Origin of the sequence: Fulvivirga imtechensis AK7 (genome assembly GCF_000331535.1) — a bacterium.
GTDB classification, from domain to species: Bacteria; Bacteroidota; Bacteroidia; order Cytophagales; family Cyclobacteriaceae; genus Fulvivirga; species Fulvivirga imtechensis.
The window spans coordinates 22,143-38,649 of record NZ_AMZN01000027.1; the positions used below are offsets into that span (position 1 = coordinate 22,143).

Consider the following 16,507-nt stretch of genomic DNA (forward strand, 5'->3'; position numbering starts at 1 on the left):
CCCTCTTAATGCACACCAAAAAGGGGGATTGCCGCACTTCGTTCGCAATGACGATAAGTGGTGAGTTTTCTTAAAGACACATAGAGTTTTCTTAAATATTATGGCTTCAGGAAAGCACATCATTCACAGGCAGCTTATCGACATCAAAGTAGCCGATAAAGCTGAAGCACAGCGGTGGCAGAATGAGTTTTCTGCTTACTACAAAAGTGCTGTACTACAGGCTTTGGAGCGTGCCTGTGATGAGCTGTGCCCTGAAAATGAGCATATCCGTATCAACAAGCTTGAAATTGACATTGGAAAGATCAGCCGGGGTAAACTTCGCCCGGAACTGACGCGGGATCTGGTCAGAAAGTTTCAAGAGGAGATACTAAAGGTGGCTTCTGAAAAGCTCTATCTGGTCAGTCAGGTTACAACCAGTGCAAAATCAGGTGTACCTGAGGGTGTAGCGACTATTTCCGGGAAAACCGCTTCATTGTACGATACGGTAATCTACTATCTAGAGTATGGTATGCTGCCCTGGTGGGCCTCAGCAAAGGGCTTCAATATTCATAAAAGCATTGACCAACTGATTGCGGGAAATGCCGGAAGCCTTCCTGAAGAGCAGTTTTTCAATAAATTAAGATCACTATTGATCCGGCAACACTGTCAGTTGAGGGTCATTGATGTCTGTACCACTCAACAATTGAACCGTTGCTTTGATCCCCGGAACGACCATTCGCTGCTAAAGTTCTACAAGGATTTCGAAAAACTGACCAGTAGAAAAGACGTGAAATATACGTTCTTCAAAAATGTGCTGGCCAATGCTACTCTGGTTGCTCCGGGTGCAGGGTTTGTTATTGATAAGGAAAAAGCGGTTTTAAATGCTTTGCGGGAATCAGGTTATACGGTTGAACAGAAATTACCAACTCTGCTGTCACTGATACAGGAAAAAACGGGATTAAAAAGCTCCTTAGCGCGCCTGATCGATAAACTCGTGAAAGAAAAAGGACAGTCGGCAAGTGCTATCAAAAACGAAGAAAAAGAGTGGGAAAGTGGAAAACTGAATAAAGAAAAAATTGATCCTTTGAAACGCCCTGTTAGTGATAATGATCACGCTGATCCGTCAATTTCAAATGACAAAGCAAAGTTGCCGGCTCATCGGGATCCTCGTGAATTGAAGGGTAAAGGATTACAGGCGGTCAACAAAGACCGGTCACAACCGCAACCCTCTCTCCCTTCTGACGATGCAATCGAGATCGCTAATGCCGGTGCTGTCTTGCTCTGGCCTTACCTTCAAATGTTTTATAAAGAACTGGGATTGGTTGAAAGGGGAGCATTTGTTAATGAAGAGTGTCAGGTGCGGGCCGTGCAATTGCTGCATCATCTGGTCAGTGGCGAAACGGAAGCTGAAGAGCACCAATGGTTGCTATTCAAACTGTTGTGCGGCATGCAGCCAACAGATTTTGTACCCACAGCGTTTGAGTTGTCTGAGCCAGAGCAACAGGAATGCAACAATTTGCTGAGATCGGTGATCAGAAACTGGGCCGTGCTCAAGAATACCTCCTCTGAGGGACTGCAAAGCAGCTTTTTGCGCAGACCAGGCCTGCTGAAGCGGGATTACAATGGTTGGATAGTCCATATTGAAAGGATAGCAATAGACGTGCTGTTGGACAGATTAACGTGGCCAATCTCCGTGATCAGGCTGCCGTGGAATGAAAAAGCAATACATGTAAAATGGTAAACGAAGTACTGAAATCTAATGCGAAGGACCTGCAGCGGGAGCTGGAGTGGTTTAAGGAAATACTCAAAACCCGGTCGATGCTTAATGCAAAACAGGCCTGTGACTATGAGGATGTGTATGACATTATGCCTCCTCACCTCAACGGCAGCAACTCTGAATATGCTAAGTTCATCAATAAGCACAAGTTGGGGTTTGAAGAGCGTTTTTTACTGATACTTTCCCTTACACCTCATATAAAACCTGAGCTGCTGGATATATTCCTGGTAAAGAATGAAAATACCAACCAGATCTATACGGAGTTCGGAGGACGGAAAGGCAATACGCATCTGGGATTTCTGCCCACAGGCGAAACGGCCATGTTCATCCTGGCCGGCAGTGATCTTGAAAAAAGATTTTCCCTGCAGCGGGTCTTTGATGGTTCACAACTATTGGCAAAAGAAAGCATCCTATGGCTCGAGGAAACGGAAAAGGGAGAACCGGCCTTAAGTGGCGCCCTTATCATCTCACGTGAAGTACTGGACCTGTTCACATTAGGAGAAGACAGAAAGCCCGGGTTCAGCGCTGAGTTTCCCGCTAAACTGCTCAGCACAAAAATGGAGTGGTCGGATGTAGTGCTCACCCCACAGGCTGAGGAGCAGCTTATCGAAATTGAAAATTGGATTGAGCATCATGAAGTGCTACTGAACCAGTGGAACATGAGCAGGATGGTGAAGCCCGGGTACAGAACCTTGTTTTACGGCCCCCCGGGGACCGGAAAAACCCTCACAGCAGCGTTGCTGGGTAAAAAAACGGGGAGAGATGTGTACCGCATCGACCTGTCTCAGATGGTGTCCAAATATATCGGTCAGACGGAGAAGAACCTTGCTAAGGTGTTTGATCGTGCTGAGAATAAAGAATGGATACTGTTCTTCGATGAAGCCGATGCCCTGTTCGGCAACCGCACCAGCACGAAAGATGCTCATGACCGCTATGCCAACCAGCAGGTGTCCTACCTGCTCCAGCGTATCGAAGACTACAATGGATTAGTAATACTGGCCTCCAACCTTAAAAGCAATATCGATGAGGCGTTTATGAGGAGGTTCCAGTCGATGATCCACTTTCCGTTACCCGGCAAAGACGAACGCTATCTGTTATGGAAAAATGGATTTTCAAAGTCAGCTAGTCTGGGAGAAAATGTAGACCTGAAAGATATAGCGGAAAAGTATGAGATCTCCGGAGGGGTGATCATCAATGTGATACAGCATTGCTCGCTAAAGGCCATCAGCCGGCAGAGCAATGAAATACACCTGCAGGATATTGTGGCTGGAGTGAAGAGAGAGTATGGTAAGAGTAGGAGAACTTTTTAATGGTTTAAATTATGCTACAATTAGCTACTACACGAGAAAATTTTATCCAACGCAGGCTGGAGATTGGCCAGCCGGATGATAAATATGAAAAGGAAGCAGATGCCGTTGCGGATAGAGTTATGCGTATGCCCTCATCCCGGAGTTTTCAAATGACGTCTGGCACGCAAAGCCCGGGTATACAGATGAAATGTGCCAAATGTGAAGAGGAGGAAAAGCTACAGATGAAGCCCATGAGTAAAGGCGGAGATTTTTTGCAAATGAAGTCAGCCAATAAAGTAATGACTGCTTCTGAGGGGTTGAGGGGAATGGTGAACAGTAGTAAAGGATCGGGACAGTCTTTGCCTGAAGGGGTAAACAATGAAATGAGCGGTAAAATGGGTGCTGATTTCAGTAAAGTGAAAGTCCACACCGATAGCAATGCGATACAAATGAGCAGGGAGCTGGGAGCACAGGCGTTTACCTATGGCAGTGATATCTATTTTGATCAGGGAAAATACGACCCCGGAAGTTCTGCAGGAAAACATTTGTTGGCACATGAGCTGACACATGTCGTGCAGCAGAATGATACTATTCAAAGAAGCTGTCATGATGGAAATTGTGACTCCTGTGCAGGAGGGGTAAAGGATTTTTGGGTAACTTTCTTTTTTAGGGTCCGGGCAACACGAAGGGTAATGTCAACGCTACGGACTATGATCAATGAGGCAAAAAGGATTTTGGCGGATTGCTGCCTGAATTTAAAAGCTGATTTTAACTGGGATCTACTAGGTGGAGACAGGGATGTGGATCCTTTTACTATGAATCCTGACGGAACATGGCACTATAACCCTTCTGTTACTGATGTGGGCGAGTCCAACGCCTTTGCATCTGCCAGAGGTGTTCCCATTTTGGTAGTGGACAATGTGCAGAAATCGGGAGGCGGCATTACTGTTGGCTCTGCTTTTGATACTGCCTACACAGGAGTGGAATATTTTGTGTTAGCTGTCAATCAGATCAATTCTAATCCAAACTGTAACCATTTAGCTCATGAATTATGGCATGTAGGAAGTGATACCGGCAGGCACAATGCCGCTGCAGATGGTTCTTTGGCTGCTTGTACCGGCAATGATGTATCACCGGGTTACTGCTCCGGGTTAAGAGCTATGGTTTGAGAAGCCTTAGTGTAGGTAAAAATATAAAGGTATGGCTATGCTTCACTTATTTACCAACAGAAAAAAAGTCATTCAAAGTAGACTGGAAATTGGCCAGCCAAATGATAAATATGAAAAAGAAGCCGATGCTGTTGCTGATAGTGTAATAAAGATGGCGCCCGTAAACAGCCTGCAGATGAAACCCGTCCGCCAGATACCAGACCTTCAGATGAAGTGCAAAGAATGTGAAGAGGAGGAGAAGTTGCAGATGCATGCCGATGGGAACAAAATTCAAATGAAGCCTGAAAGTGGTCAAGCAGGAACATCGGAAGGTTTTACAAGCAAGCTGAACCGCTCTATGGGAGCCGGACAGCCATTACCTAAGCCCGTGAATAGCGAAATGAGCCACCGCATGGGAAGCGATTTTAGCCATGTCAGGGTGCATACCGATGACAATGCCATACAAATGAGCCGGGAAATAGGTGCGCAAGCCTTTACCTACGGTAGTGATATTTATTTTAACAAAGGAAAATATGCCCCAGATAATAGCCAGGGAAAGTGGCTGCTGGCACATGAATTAACCCATGTGGAGCAACAGAAAGGGTTAAGTACTGTTAATAGAAAAATACAGAAAGCTTCCATTGCCCAGTTCCGCAGCGACCTGGAAAGCATTAGCGCTGATCATAAGACGGTGATTGAAGAATTGTTTAAGCATCCCAAATTCACACCAATGGTCAAGTTCCTCAAGGGCTGCCCGGCCGGCACAATAGATTTTCAGGTGAAGCGTATCCAGCAATTAGTAAATGGTGTTCTTGTCGACCTCTTTGGTGGCTATAGTCGTCCGGCAGCATCTTCTACAGGGAGAATGACGGTAAACCCAAAGAGACCCGAACATAAATCCAATCCGTTGGAAGTCGTTGATACCGTTGTCCATGAATTCATTCATGCTATTATTGACCTGAAGGCTGCGTGCTCATCATCATCCAATCCATTTCCTTTAGCAGCGAATGTACAAGATGCATTTAGTGACCCTGAACTTGGACCATTGGTTGCTGCTGAAGTTGCTTCCGGAGGACGCGATCCTTTCAAGCGAGAAAGAGTAGCTCACCACCATGCGGCAGGCGTAGCAACTGCTTCAGGTGGCAATATTATAGAGTATATGGAGAATAACTACGGTCCCAGCGCAAGCAGACCGGAAACACACTACGTTGACCTTAACCGCCAAGGACTGGAGTTTGTCACCTCAATTATTGGTGACATCAAAACCAAACACCCTAAAATCGGAAAAGAAACCGTGTCTTTTGATAATGTCGAACTAATGCAGGCTGCCGGCTTTTTACCTATTAGATCATGGTTAAATAATGCTCAATTTAGTTGGTCAATGGGCAAGTTTAAAGATGGCGTAGCAGATAAAAGGAAGATCGATAAATCCACTTTTACCGAAAGGGAATATAAAACAAGTGCCATCCAGGTAGTGGAGTTCGCTGATAAAAAGGTATTTAATTCAAACACTGCAGGTGGCTTTGGAAATATTGGCGGTGTATGGATATGTTATAAGAAATCCAGGTATACCGGCAAAACGCTTAAAACTGCAGTAACCGGAACAAAAGGTGCTCCACCTGGAGGCAGCACCGACTATAAAATTGTACACCATTTATAACCATGCCGTGAATAACAGAGACAAGTTGAAGGAATTAATAAAGCGGTTTTCGTATCAGGACGGAAAACAGGCTGATTTGCTGGAAGATATCGACAGGATAGTATCGATAACCCTAGAGCAGGAAATAAAGATAGGAGATTCTTTAAGAAGAGTGGAGGAATTGCTGGGACCCCCCTTTACTATTATAGGCGAAGAGGAAGATGAACAAATGTACTGGCTATACCCTGCAAGCCCATTGGAGAACAAACCTGATCAGTTTCCGGAAGAATGGTTTTATGTTTTGTCATTTTATAATAAGCAGTTAAGAAAAGTGGAAAAGCGAACATACAGGCTTCACTGATTTAAATTATGCAGGCATTCAAAAGTTTTAAATCGGCACATACCCAGCATCAAAACTCCAGGTTTTCTGTTCAACCGAAACTGGAAATTGGTCACGCCAATGATAAATATGAGCGCCAGGCGGATGCAGTGGCCGATCGTGTTATGCGTATGCCTTCCTCCGAAAACCTGATGATCAGGCCTGATACTCAAAAACCTGGCATACAGATGAAATGCGCTAAATGTGAAGAGGAGGAAAGGTTGCAGATGAAGCCTGCAGATCAGACTGGAAGCGTTTTGCAAATGAAACCTGATCAAATAGCGGCACCTTTGGCCCTGGGTAACAGGTTAAGGAACTCAAAGGGCACCGGACAGGCCTTACCTGACAGAGTGAATGCTGAAATGAGTACTAAAATGAGCGCTGATTTCAGTGGCGTAAAGATTCATACCGATAGCCAGGCAGTGCAGATGAGCAGGGAAATCGATGCACAGGCATTTACCTATGGTAGCGACATTTACTTTAATAAGAGTAAATATAATCCGGCAAGTGCGGAAGGGAAACATCTGTTAGCACATGAACTAACGCATGTAGTACAGCAAAATGCAGCGGCTGCCTCGATACAAAAAAAGCCATTGTCTGAGGAGGAAAAAAGTAAAGATCTCCAGTCCCCCAGGTTTAAGAACAATGAGCGCCTTCAACAAGCATATGACAACAACCCTATACTCCGTTATGGTGAGAAAAATGAAGCAGTAAAACTATTGCAGCAGGCTCTTATCGATGACTTATGTCCCTTGGAAGTAGCATTAAGCCCAAACAGTCAGGAAAATTGTGCAAAGCTAATTATGCCAAATTCAACTAATCAAGGGAAAGATGCACCGGATGGAATTTTTGGTGATGAAACTTATATCACCGTTCAGAAATTTCAGATGAAATATGGCTTGCTGGATAAGAATGGTAAGGCAGATGGCAAACCAGGCAGAATTACCATTGGCAAACTCGATGATATCTTCAAAGCACCACCACCCAAACCTAAGCCCAAACCTAAGCCGAAACCAAAGCCAAAACCAAAACCGAAGCCAAAGCCAAAACCAAAACCGAAGCCAAAATCGCCTCCTGAAAAGCCCAAAGATAATAATGAGATAGAGAAGGGTAAAAGCATGGGAAAATGTAATATATCAGCAGTTACCGGTGAGTGCGCTGCTGCGGCATCTCTTTGTAAGGGTGTGAGCGCTGAGTGTAAGAAGGATTTTCCCACGAAAAAGGATATGGATGCTTTAGAAAAGAAGTATCGCGACCATGTAAAGGACCAGCGAACTTCCTATCCCAATGCCGCAGCTAACCTGGAGCATTTTCTTGATGCCAGTGGTACAAAAAAAGTTATGCCTTCTGACTTGTTTGATAAGGACAGCAGTGTGCAATTATTACTTTCCATTCATCGTATGAAATTTGAGGAGGGAGCTGAAAAGAGGATTAAAGCCATGGACAGTAAGCCTACGTCATCAGTGGTATTTAATATGCAATTCTCTTCATCAGGAAATGCTTTTAGCTTCCCGTATACAGATTTAGGTTTAGCCGTAGGGGGCTATTTGTTGTGCTCTTCAGTGGAAATGAGAGTTACACCAGACTGGTCATTTGGGGTGGATCGTTATTCATTTGAATTTCTGAAATGGGATATTCAGGCTTTTGACTGTTACAACTGGGATCCTGGAAAGTCAGTGCCTTTTGTTGGTAATGATGAAGAATTATGCTGTCTCCAAAACGATGGGCGAGGTAAACACTACCTTATCCAGACTGCTCAATGGGCAAATACCCACCCAAGTAAAAACCCGGGGAAAATTTTTGTTTTTTAATAGCCAGCATTCAATGGCAGGATACACACAAGAGGTAAAAAACTGCGACAGCAAAGCAAATAACCGGTTAAACCAACCGGAAGATACCATTGTGGCCAATGTTCCGGCACCTCCAAAAACCCAACCTGCCCAACCCACCTTTGAACCTATTCATGGTAATGAGAAAGTTTTGCCAAAAATGACAGCCAGGGAACCGGAAGCAAACCTGCAAATGAAGTGTGAAGAATGTGAAGAAGAGGAGCGCATCCAGATGCAGACAGGGCCCCAGGTAATGAAAATGGCCGGTAATGCTGATGACGAGGAAGGCAACGCTGTTCAGCCCAAACTAAAAATAGGAGCTGCTGATGACGAATATGAGAGGGAAGCCGATGCTGTAGCCGATCAGGTGATGAGAATGCCCGATCCCAAAGCAGATAATAACGCAATAATACAGCGTAAGCCGGCTCTGATCCAGGCCAAATGCAAAGTATGCGATGAGGAAGAGGCAGTTCAAATGAAAGCGAACGGTAATGCAGGCAATAATGCTCCTCATGATATAGCACAAAAATTACAAAATTCCAATGGTGGACGAGCGCTTTCACCCGCTTTACAGCATGATTTTGGAAGTAAAATTGGAGCCGATTTTAGCCGCGTTAAAGTCCATACCCACTCACCAGCAGTACAAATGAACAGGCAGTTGGGTGCCAGGGCATTTACCTATGGAAGCAATATATATTTTAATCAAGGGGAGTATGATCCCTGGAGCCTAAAAGGTAAGCACTTGCTGGCACATGAACTGACGCATGTGATACAACAAACGGGCAACATTCAAAAAGAGGATGGGGATGAGGCTGAATCTGCGACAGATACGGAAAGAAGACCAATACGAATCGATATCACTGCAGAGCCGATTGCATTTTTTGAGCAATCAGGGTCGGAATATATCATCAAGACTCCACGATGGTATAGAGACAGGCTGGAATTTAACGGGGATACCCCTGTATTACAGCCGGAAGATTTTGTGAGCGGACTGGAGCACAGGACCACTTTTGGCACCAGGTGGGATGCCGAAGAAGGGGTTGAAGTTTTTACCTCGTGGCGAAGAAGGACAATGCCCCTCTTGCCTGAAGCCAGAGAGCAATTGCTGGCAGGCAGCCCCATTCCACTTGAAGATTATGACGATCATTATTGGGCGGTGTACCTAAATTCCGTGGATTTGGTGAGGTGGTATGGTTTGGAAAGGTGGAATGCGAGGCATGAAGGTACGGCAGGTGGGGAAGGAGAAGGATTAGCTTCCCAAGCCGAGATAATCAATGCACGTCTTGAAGGAGATTATACGGTATTGAGGTCTAATAGCGATTTATCAATTGTATTGTTGTTTATGTTGGAACACTTCACAGCTTTGACACTTACAGATGAGATAGTAGAAATGGCAAGCGATGGGTTGGCGCAGGAGGAATTGGATCAGATACTGGCGGGAAATGACCGCAGGCCCACTGTCACCAGTATATTCACTCAGGCATGGAACGAATATAGGGAGGCTGGAGGAAGCGATGTCGCGCCTTTTAGCCTGTTGTCAGAACGGATCGTTGAACAGTACATATACAGGAACCCTAATGCCATGGCGAACTTCCTCAAAATTGGTAGAGGACGAGGACGAGAAAGCAGCATCCTTGGTATTATTCAACGCAATACAGGTCGCTTGCTTTATGATAGCCTGGGTCTGCCAATTATTTCCGTAAATGGTGCTACCTATCGTGATGCCGGTTATATGGGATTCGATATGTCGCAGCTTATACCCGATGAGCTGGAAACCGATGCAGTCAGGTCCGGGGATTATGGTTCTATGCTGGTGACTAATATGTTTAGCCAGACCTTTGGCGTGCATGATATACCTGCTATTGCTCAGGGCGTAGACGCTGCAATTGAAAACATCGAAATTGTTGCAGCCCGTGTAGAAGAGGGCTTGTCGGCAGAGGTTAAACGCGTGGTGGGTCAGGTATTGGTTATTCTGGCCGCTTTTATGCTGGGCAAGGCCACAGCCAAATTATTGCAACGCATAAATATTGCACCATTGCAGGCATTTGGCTATGCGTTGGAACTTGGCATAATGGGTGCGGAATATTACTTTGGGTTTACATTTATTTCCGATACCTGGCGCACCATGACCAGAGCGGCATATCATATGAGCCGGGTCATTAACCAGGAAAATGGAGAGCTAACCCACCTTTCTCAATTACATATAGAGTTGGCAGCGCGACCTATTCAACATCTGATAGCCAACATGGCCGGACTAATGGGTGCGGCTGCATTTGGTGCATCTGTCAGGGGTGCCCGTGCCGGTACCAGAATGATCTGGGAGAGCTCGGAAGTTCCAATACGTGAGGCCATAGCAGAGACTGCCAGGGAATCAGCCGGAGAACGAGGAACCACAGAAGTTGAAGCCCCACGTCAGCCTGCTCCGGAAAGTCGAGCACCAGAGCCTACATCACCACCTGAATTACGGGTTATTGAAGGTGGTCGTTCATCAGAAGGAGGAACTGCTCCCCGTTCAACCGGAGGTGGCACAGGCATCGGTAGAGGCCGCCCTTCTTCGCCAGGTTCAGGGACAACCGGCCCCTCAGCCCCATCTGCTCCTGCCGTAAGAGGAACCACTCCTTCACCGGGAAGATCTGCTGATGTACCGGTCGCCAGAGGACGAGGCGGAGGCTATGAGTCCGGAGCAGCCACTGCAAGAGTACTGGAGCCCGCCGAAACAGCACCTGTACCTGAAGCGCGCCCCATTCCTGAGCCTTCCCCGGCAGAAGTACCGGAATTGCCCGATAATGTTGTACGCGGACCGTGGCCTGAGCGTCCTGCTCCTGCAGAACCGCCCCCGGCAGAAGCACCACGTCCCACAGAAGCTCCACCACGTCCTGTGGAAGTACCGGCACCTGAAGCTCCGGAGGTGAGTTCTCCTGAAACGGGCAGAAGCGAAGCTCCTTCGGCACGCAGAGGTGAAAGTGCGCAAAGGGGCTCGCAGGCTGATCCCTCATCAGTGCCTGTACCCGTAGCAGTACCTGAACCGGCCAGAGAGGAGGAAGAAGAACCAAGAAGAAGGTGCTACGATACCAGCCAGAAGCTCGGTTTCAACAACGGAAGTTTCTATGTACTGCCTATCGGACCTACACCTGAAGATTTGAGGGTTCTGGCATGTATGGAGAGAACGGCAGTCGGAACCACCTACCGTGCGTTCAACACCAGAAATATCGCAGTAGCACGATTTATAGTCAACGGTCAGCCCCGGTATGTGGCTGCGCCCAACGTATCGCACAACGATTCGCATGGCACCCATTCGGAGGACTTTATATTTATCGAAGCCAATAACAGATTTGGGCAAGGCAACTATATCATTGATGCGCTGTTTAGTGAAAGAACACCCTGTACAACTTGTTCCGGATTCCTGAGGATAGCCCCAAAAACACCGGGTTTTATGGTACATTATATAGTGTCAAGAAGAATTACCGGGTCTGCCAAAGTACGTGTGCTCAGAGAGAATTATAATGGTGGCGTTTAACAGCAGATAATATTTACCATAAAAGTTGAATTATGTATTGTTCAAATCAATCTTTGACTATGGAATTGTGAAACGATATCTTGATCCGTATTTTGGTCTTCAAACAACCCCCGGATGATCTACTGCAGGCACAAAGCGTACAAACCGGGTTAGGGACGCCCGGTCGTTTCTAAAATGACCATAAATAGGGATTGATCTCCCCCCTTTAGTTCGCTACCTTAAGCATAAAGCTCCCAAAAGTGATCATTTTCTTATAATGGATGGGCATAAACCAGAGGTAAAAAACAGCGATAGAAAAATTATTAACCGGTTAAACCAACCGGATGAAGCTTCTATGGGTCACCTTCCCACAGACCCAAGGCTTCAACCTGCTATTGACTCCATTCATGGCAATGAAAATATATTGCCTAAAATGATGGCCAGGGAGCCCGAGCACGATCTGCAGATGAAGTGTGAAGAATGTGAAGAAGAGGAGCAGATACAAATGCAGGCAGAAAAACAGGTCATGAAAATGGCAGGCAATGCTGACGGTGAAGACGATGGCATTTCTATTCAAACCAAATTAAAGATCGGTAGCCCTGATGATAAATATGAAAAAGAAGCAGATGCTGTAGCCGATAAGGTAATGATGATGCCTGATCGGGACGAAGAGGAAATGGCACAAATGAAGTCCCTCGGGACGGTATCGCCAATTCAGATGAAATGCAAAGAATGTGAGGAGGAACTGACGCTTCAGATGAAGCCGGAAATGCAAATGCTGAGTGGTGAGCAAAATCATGCTTCCGATGATATCTCGAGTACATTATCTACATCTGCCGGAATGGGGCAAGCGATGTCTGCGTCTGTTCGCAGTGATCTTGAAACGAAAATGGGAGCGGACTTTAGTGATGTGAAGGTTCATACTGATAGCAAAGCTGTCCAGATGAACGAGGAATTGGGCGCACAAGCTTTTACTCACGGAACAGATATCTATTTCAATAGCGGTAATTACAGCCCAGACAGTTCGCAAGGTAAGCACTTATTGGCCCATGAACTAACACATGTTATACAGCAAACAGGTAAAATTCAAACCCGCAGCACTCCTGAGATTCAAAAATTCGATGCTCATGAGAAAATTGAAGAGAAGCTAAGAGGAAAGAATAGCGAAATGATCACAGAAGCCCCTATTCCGGGGGGAGATACCCTGGGTAAAGGTTTTGGTAAGCTTGGATATGCTGATTTATATAAGAGTACCGGAAGTGTAATTACCGGTATATACGGAGCCAAATACCGGGAAGAGGAAGACGAAACGACAGGACAAAAAACTAAAAAGTTCGCTTATAAGAATATCAGTGATACAAAACTATTACATACTCCACAGGGTACTTTTTCAAACAATCCACAACTCGTTAAGAGCCCTGTTTCCGTGTTTCAGCATGAAGATGGGAGCACGAAACATTTTGTAAAGACAACGGAAGTACCCTCATCAACCAAAAACACATTGATAACCGGTGGCTTTCCCAAAGATTTTTTTGTAGGTGATATTAAAAAAGGTGATGATAGCCTGACAGCGGCTAAAAGGCAACTTAAGAATTATCGGGAGGGATTCCAGGACTTTTCCCAACATGCAGGCAGTCATTTTGGGATTGCAGCTATGAACGAAGGACAATTATACAAAGACGTTGAAATACCTGAGGGTCTGGATTATTCAAAATTTGCTACCCAAAATGCGCTTGAAGGTGATGGGATTTTGCTTGATAAAGCGGGTAAATATACCAGAAGGTATTGGTTATATCCATACAGGGAGGAAGGCCTGTACCTATACATATGGCTTCCTCATCCCTGGAGATCACATGTGCCCAAATTCCAGCAGGCAGGAAAAGATGTGATGGACGAGCTTGATAAAGTGAACAAAGGGCTCAAAGTGTCACAAAAGAAACCGGGAAAAAGTATAGATACTAAACGAAAGAAGGTACAAAAGAAGGATGAAGCGAAAGTAAAACAAAAAAACAAGCAAAAGTCCATTCAAAAAAAGGATACCGACTGGGCAGCGCATAAAAAGAGCTACATGCAAGCCCGCAAGACATGGAAAAATGAACACGGTGATAAATATCTCAAAAGAAAGGATATAGATACAATTGTTGAGGACAAGATAGAATTTGACAAAAAAGTTGGAATTCCTCTTACGGCACATGGAGACTTTGGCAAGGTAGCGAAGCAGTTTAAACAAATAGAATTCTGGGCTGGTGAGAAAGGATGGGCTTTTGCAGAGTTGCGTTTTCTTCTCGGGGATAAATTTGATACCCTGGCGAAGAAATTTGAAGAAATAAAAGAGAGAACCAGGAAGACCAGAACAAAGGCTAATTCATTATCCGGATCCGGAATCTCAGTTGGATGGAAGAAGAAAGTTATAAAGCTGTTGATGAAAGGCTTTAAAATAGGCTTTCAGGCTTTCATTGCAGAAACTTATGCTGTATTTGCTGGTTGTATAGGAGGGGTGATTCAGAAGTTTGAAGAGAGCTTCACTGATATGGAAGAGGTGGAAGCACTAATGAAGGAGTTGGAAGGGTTAAAAACTCAGGTGGAGACCCTACTTACAGAGATTACCGCCAAATATGATGCACAGATGCAGGCCTTTGAGGCTATTCTTGACCAAATGGAAGATGTAAAGTTTTATGCAGAAATACTCAGCACAGCGGAAACACTCATTAGAGCAGGGGTTCAGGTGGTAAGTTGTCTTTCCCCTCCGGCACTCGGGTGTTTGTGGGGGCTGGTGGCTCAGGTAGGTATAGAAGTAGGGCTTAACCTGGTGGTCGGCACCGAATGGTTCGAAAACAAATTCATGAGGCCGCTGGTAAAAGAACTGGTCGATAAATTTCTTAAAGATGATATACTATCCTTCATGAATAAATTATTTGCAGAAGTTGGATTAGCGGATTATATAAAGGATGTTGATGCTTGTAAGGTGAGGGTGGGAGCTTCCGCAGGTGCTGGTACAGGCTGGTATTCCGGTACGCCAACTATTCCTGCTTCGCAATATAAGCAGCATGCAGCAGCCTGGGAAGCTAAATATAAAGATCAAATACTTGGTGATATTGCTACAGCCTTTAATCAGGGTGCTTCCGGGAAAAAAGCTGTAACCAAGCAGGAGGTGGAGGACTTTATGAAAGAGGTACAGAAAAAGAATATGAGCATAGAGGACTTTAAAGCATCTGTAGCCTCGGGTAAAAAGGGAGAGAATAAGTTTGACTTTGATGCGATAAAAGGTGCAGTGCAATCTTCAGGTACTGAAAGTGGAGAAGGTGGAGAAGGTGCTGGTGTAGCGGTTATTGATGGAAGTAAAGTGGCTAATAATGACGCGGATAAAGGAACCAATGCTCCTAACACGAGTTATGTTGTTGATGCTCATAGTTCTCATACCAAGCACTCCGAACCCGCCCTGACCATTTGGATCTACGAAAATGGCGAGCATATTGCTACGCTGGTTAAAGTCCCTTCAAGGGTGATCAAAAGAAAATGGTGGCCTTCAGAAAGCGACAAGCAGAAATTGGAGATTCACTATTCCATACCAAAGAAAATTCCTATCATCAAAGGTTATTTTATAGCAAAAGGAAGGACAATATACGGATATGCCAAACCTTGACATCCTGATCGATTTTTACAGATCCGGGGAACTTGAACACGCTGTGGCAAAATATAAACTGCTAACGGAGCTTATAGCTGATGATGGTATCGAATTACTTGATTCAGAGCCTTTTTGGGAAGGTCAGTCATCTCTGAAGTCGACTTCCTGGACGTATATAGCCACACCTCTGCTTAGACATCCTCTTCAGGAGGTTGATAACCAAAATAATGATAAATTTATTCAGTTTTTGCCCATCCCGCCTCTGCATGACGTGTATTATAAATCATCTGTTTCAAATCAGGCTATTCCAACAATAGATCACCTTCTGTTTCTCGATCTGGTGCTCTGTGTAGCGGAATACGAATCTATGTTTAATGCCAGACTCGATAATCTGGTTATGAAAACCAAAGAAAAGATTCAATCCGTTTTTACTTTATTGGTTACATTTTATCAGCATAAGAAAATAAGCAGCTGGTGGGAGCTAACAGAACGGGCGGGTGTCAGTACCCCATATTCAGCATATGGAGAATTGTTGCCTCCCTTGATAGGATCTGAAGTTATCACTTCTAAACTTCAACATGAGAATCAGGATTTTAGCGAGATTAAAAATGCCTTGATGCCGGATAGTGATAACGTGTTACTTGCTTTTGACCAATTTGTCGCGCACTTCACACTGTCTACATTAGCTAAGGGCTTAGTATCTGCCTCCCAACTAAAATTTTGCTGTCTTAGAGATGAATATTATGTTTTCTTCCATGAAGACGGTTTTCTTCAATATTTCTGGAAGGAAAGAAGGTGGACCAATGACCCTGTTGATGATGTGGAGTGCATTATATTTTCCCCGGAAGATGATGATTATATTTTTCATTTAAATAAAAAGCTGGCTGTAGAAATACCTGAATTAACGGACCAGACCATTATTAAAATAAAAGACCCCACAGGATATTTTGCTTTAATGATGGATAAGGAGGCTCATGGAGGGATATATGATTTGCGAACCCTGTTCAAAGTAGTAGACACCGGTCAGCTAAATTGGTATGATGAGGTAGAGGAAATACAGTTGAAAAACTTGGAGGAAGGACTCCGAAACATCGAAAATAAAGTTGCAGCCTTTTGGGTAGGCGGTAGTGGGTATAAATTAATTGCCTACGGAAGGTTAATAGTAAATAATAAACTTGTACGAAGGTTGCCTGAGACAATTCACGGGGCGTGTTTTTCTCCAAATGGTGACTACCTGGTGCTTTTAGAAGATAAGAGAGGTGTAGTATTAGAGACTGCAAACTACACTCCTATAAGGAATTTTGGATAGTTACAACAAGCTCACAGCGGCTATTGTTAAAAACTCC

General features: G+C 44.8%; 9 protein-coding genes. All 9 read left to right on the plus strand.

The features are described 5' to 3' along the window. Positions 1-100 precede the first annotated feature (100 nt). The 9 genes from C900_RS28225 (at position 101) to C900_RS08235 (ending at position 16,470) form a co-directional block, all read left to right on the plus strand. Positions 101-1,720, plus strand: coding sequence for a contractile injection system tape measure protein (locus C900_RS28225; RefSeq protein ID WP_009579272.1), 1,620 nt, complete (start codon positions 101-103; stop codon positions 1,718-1,720). Then, positions 1,714-3,066 carry an ATP-binding protein gene (locus C900_RS08200; protein WP_009579273.1) on the plus strand — a complete coding sequence of 451 codons (1,353 nt, stop codon included), beginning with the start codon at positions 1,714-1,716 and terminating at the stop codon, positions 3,064-3,066. Before C900_RS28225 ends, C900_RS08200 begins: the two co-directional genes overlap by 7 nt. Positions 3,067-3,077: 11 nt before the next feature. After that, the gene (locus tag C900_RS30560; RefSeq protein WP_009579274.1) at positions 3,078-4,214 is read left to right on the plus strand and encodes an eCIS core domain-containing protein; all 1,137 of its coding nucleotides are present in this window, start codon (positions 3,078-3,080) and stop codon (positions 4,212-4,214) included. 31 nt (positions 4,215-4,245) lie between these two features. Then, positions 4,246-5,853: an eCIS core domain-containing protein gene (locus C900_RS28235; RefSeq protein ID WP_009579275.1), complete on the plus strand. Its 1,608-nt coding sequence runs from the start codon at positions 4,246-4,248 to the stop codon at positions 5,851-5,853. Between the two features lie 25 nt (positions 5,854-5,878). Continuing rightward, complete coding sequence (locus C900_RS08215; RefSeq protein WP_157493946.1) at positions 5,879-6,193, plus strand: hypothetical protein; 315 nt, start codon at positions 5,879-5,881, stop codon at positions 6,191-6,193. Positions 6,194-6,201: 8 nt separating this feature from the next. Further along, positions 6,202-8,022 carry an eCIS core domain-containing protein gene (locus C900_RS28240; protein ID WP_009579277.1) on the plus strand — a complete coding sequence of 607 codons (1,821 nt, stop codon included), beginning with the start codon at positions 6,202-6,204 and terminating at the stop codon, positions 8,020-8,022. Between the two features lie 13 nt (positions 8,023-8,035). Continuing rightward, positions 8,036-11,557: an eCIS core domain-containing protein gene (locus C900_RS30350; protein ID WP_009579278.1), complete on the plus strand. Its 3,522-nt coding sequence runs from the start codon at positions 8,036-8,038 to the stop codon at positions 11,555-11,557. A gap of 256 nt (positions 11,558-11,813) precedes the next feature. After that, positions 11,814-15,179 carry an eCIS core domain-containing protein gene (locus C900_RS28250; RefSeq protein ID WP_009579279.1) on the plus strand — a complete coding sequence of 1,122 codons (3,366 nt, stop codon included), beginning with the start codon at positions 11,814-11,816 and terminating at the stop codon, positions 15,177-15,179. Then, entirely contained in the window at positions 15,166-16,470 is a 1,305-nt protein-coding gene (locus C900_RS08235; protein WP_009579280.1) for a hypothetical protein, read from the plus strand. The genes C900_RS28250 and C900_RS08235 overlap by 14 nt, the downstream gene beginning before the upstream one ends. Positions 16,471-16,507 lie beyond the last annotated feature (37 nt).

Coding starts and splice junctions, on each gene's coding strand:
- C900_RS28250 (WP_009579279.1), top strand. CDS start 11,814: ATGGATGGGCATAAACCAGAGGTAAAAAACAGCGATAGAAAAATTATT.
- C900_RS30560 (WP_009579274.1), top strand. CDS start 3,078: ATGCTACAATTAGCTACTACACGAGAAAATTTTATCCAACGCAGGCTG.
- C900_RS28240 (WP_009579277.1), top strand. CDS start 6,202: ATGCAGGCATTCAAAAGTTTTAAATCGGCACATACCCAGCATCAAAAC.
- C900_RS08200 (WP_009579273.1), top strand. CDS start 1,714: ATGGTAAACGAAGTACTGAAATCTAATGCGAAGGACCTGCAGCGGGAG.
- C900_RS28225 (WP_009579272.1), top strand. CDS start 101: ATGGCTTCAGGAAAGCACATCATTCACAGGCAGCTTATCGACATCAAA.
- C900_RS30350 (WP_009579278.1), top strand. CDS start 8,036: ATGGCAGGATACACACAAGAGGTAAAAAACTGCGACAGCAAAGCAAAT.
- C900_RS08235 (WP_009579280.1), top strand. CDS start 15,166: ATGCCAAACCTTGACATCCTGATCGATTTTTACAGATCCGGGGAACTT.
- C900_RS28235 (WP_009579275.1), top strand. CDS start 4,246: ATGGCTATGCTTCACTTATTTACCAACAGAAAAAAAGTCATTCAAAGT.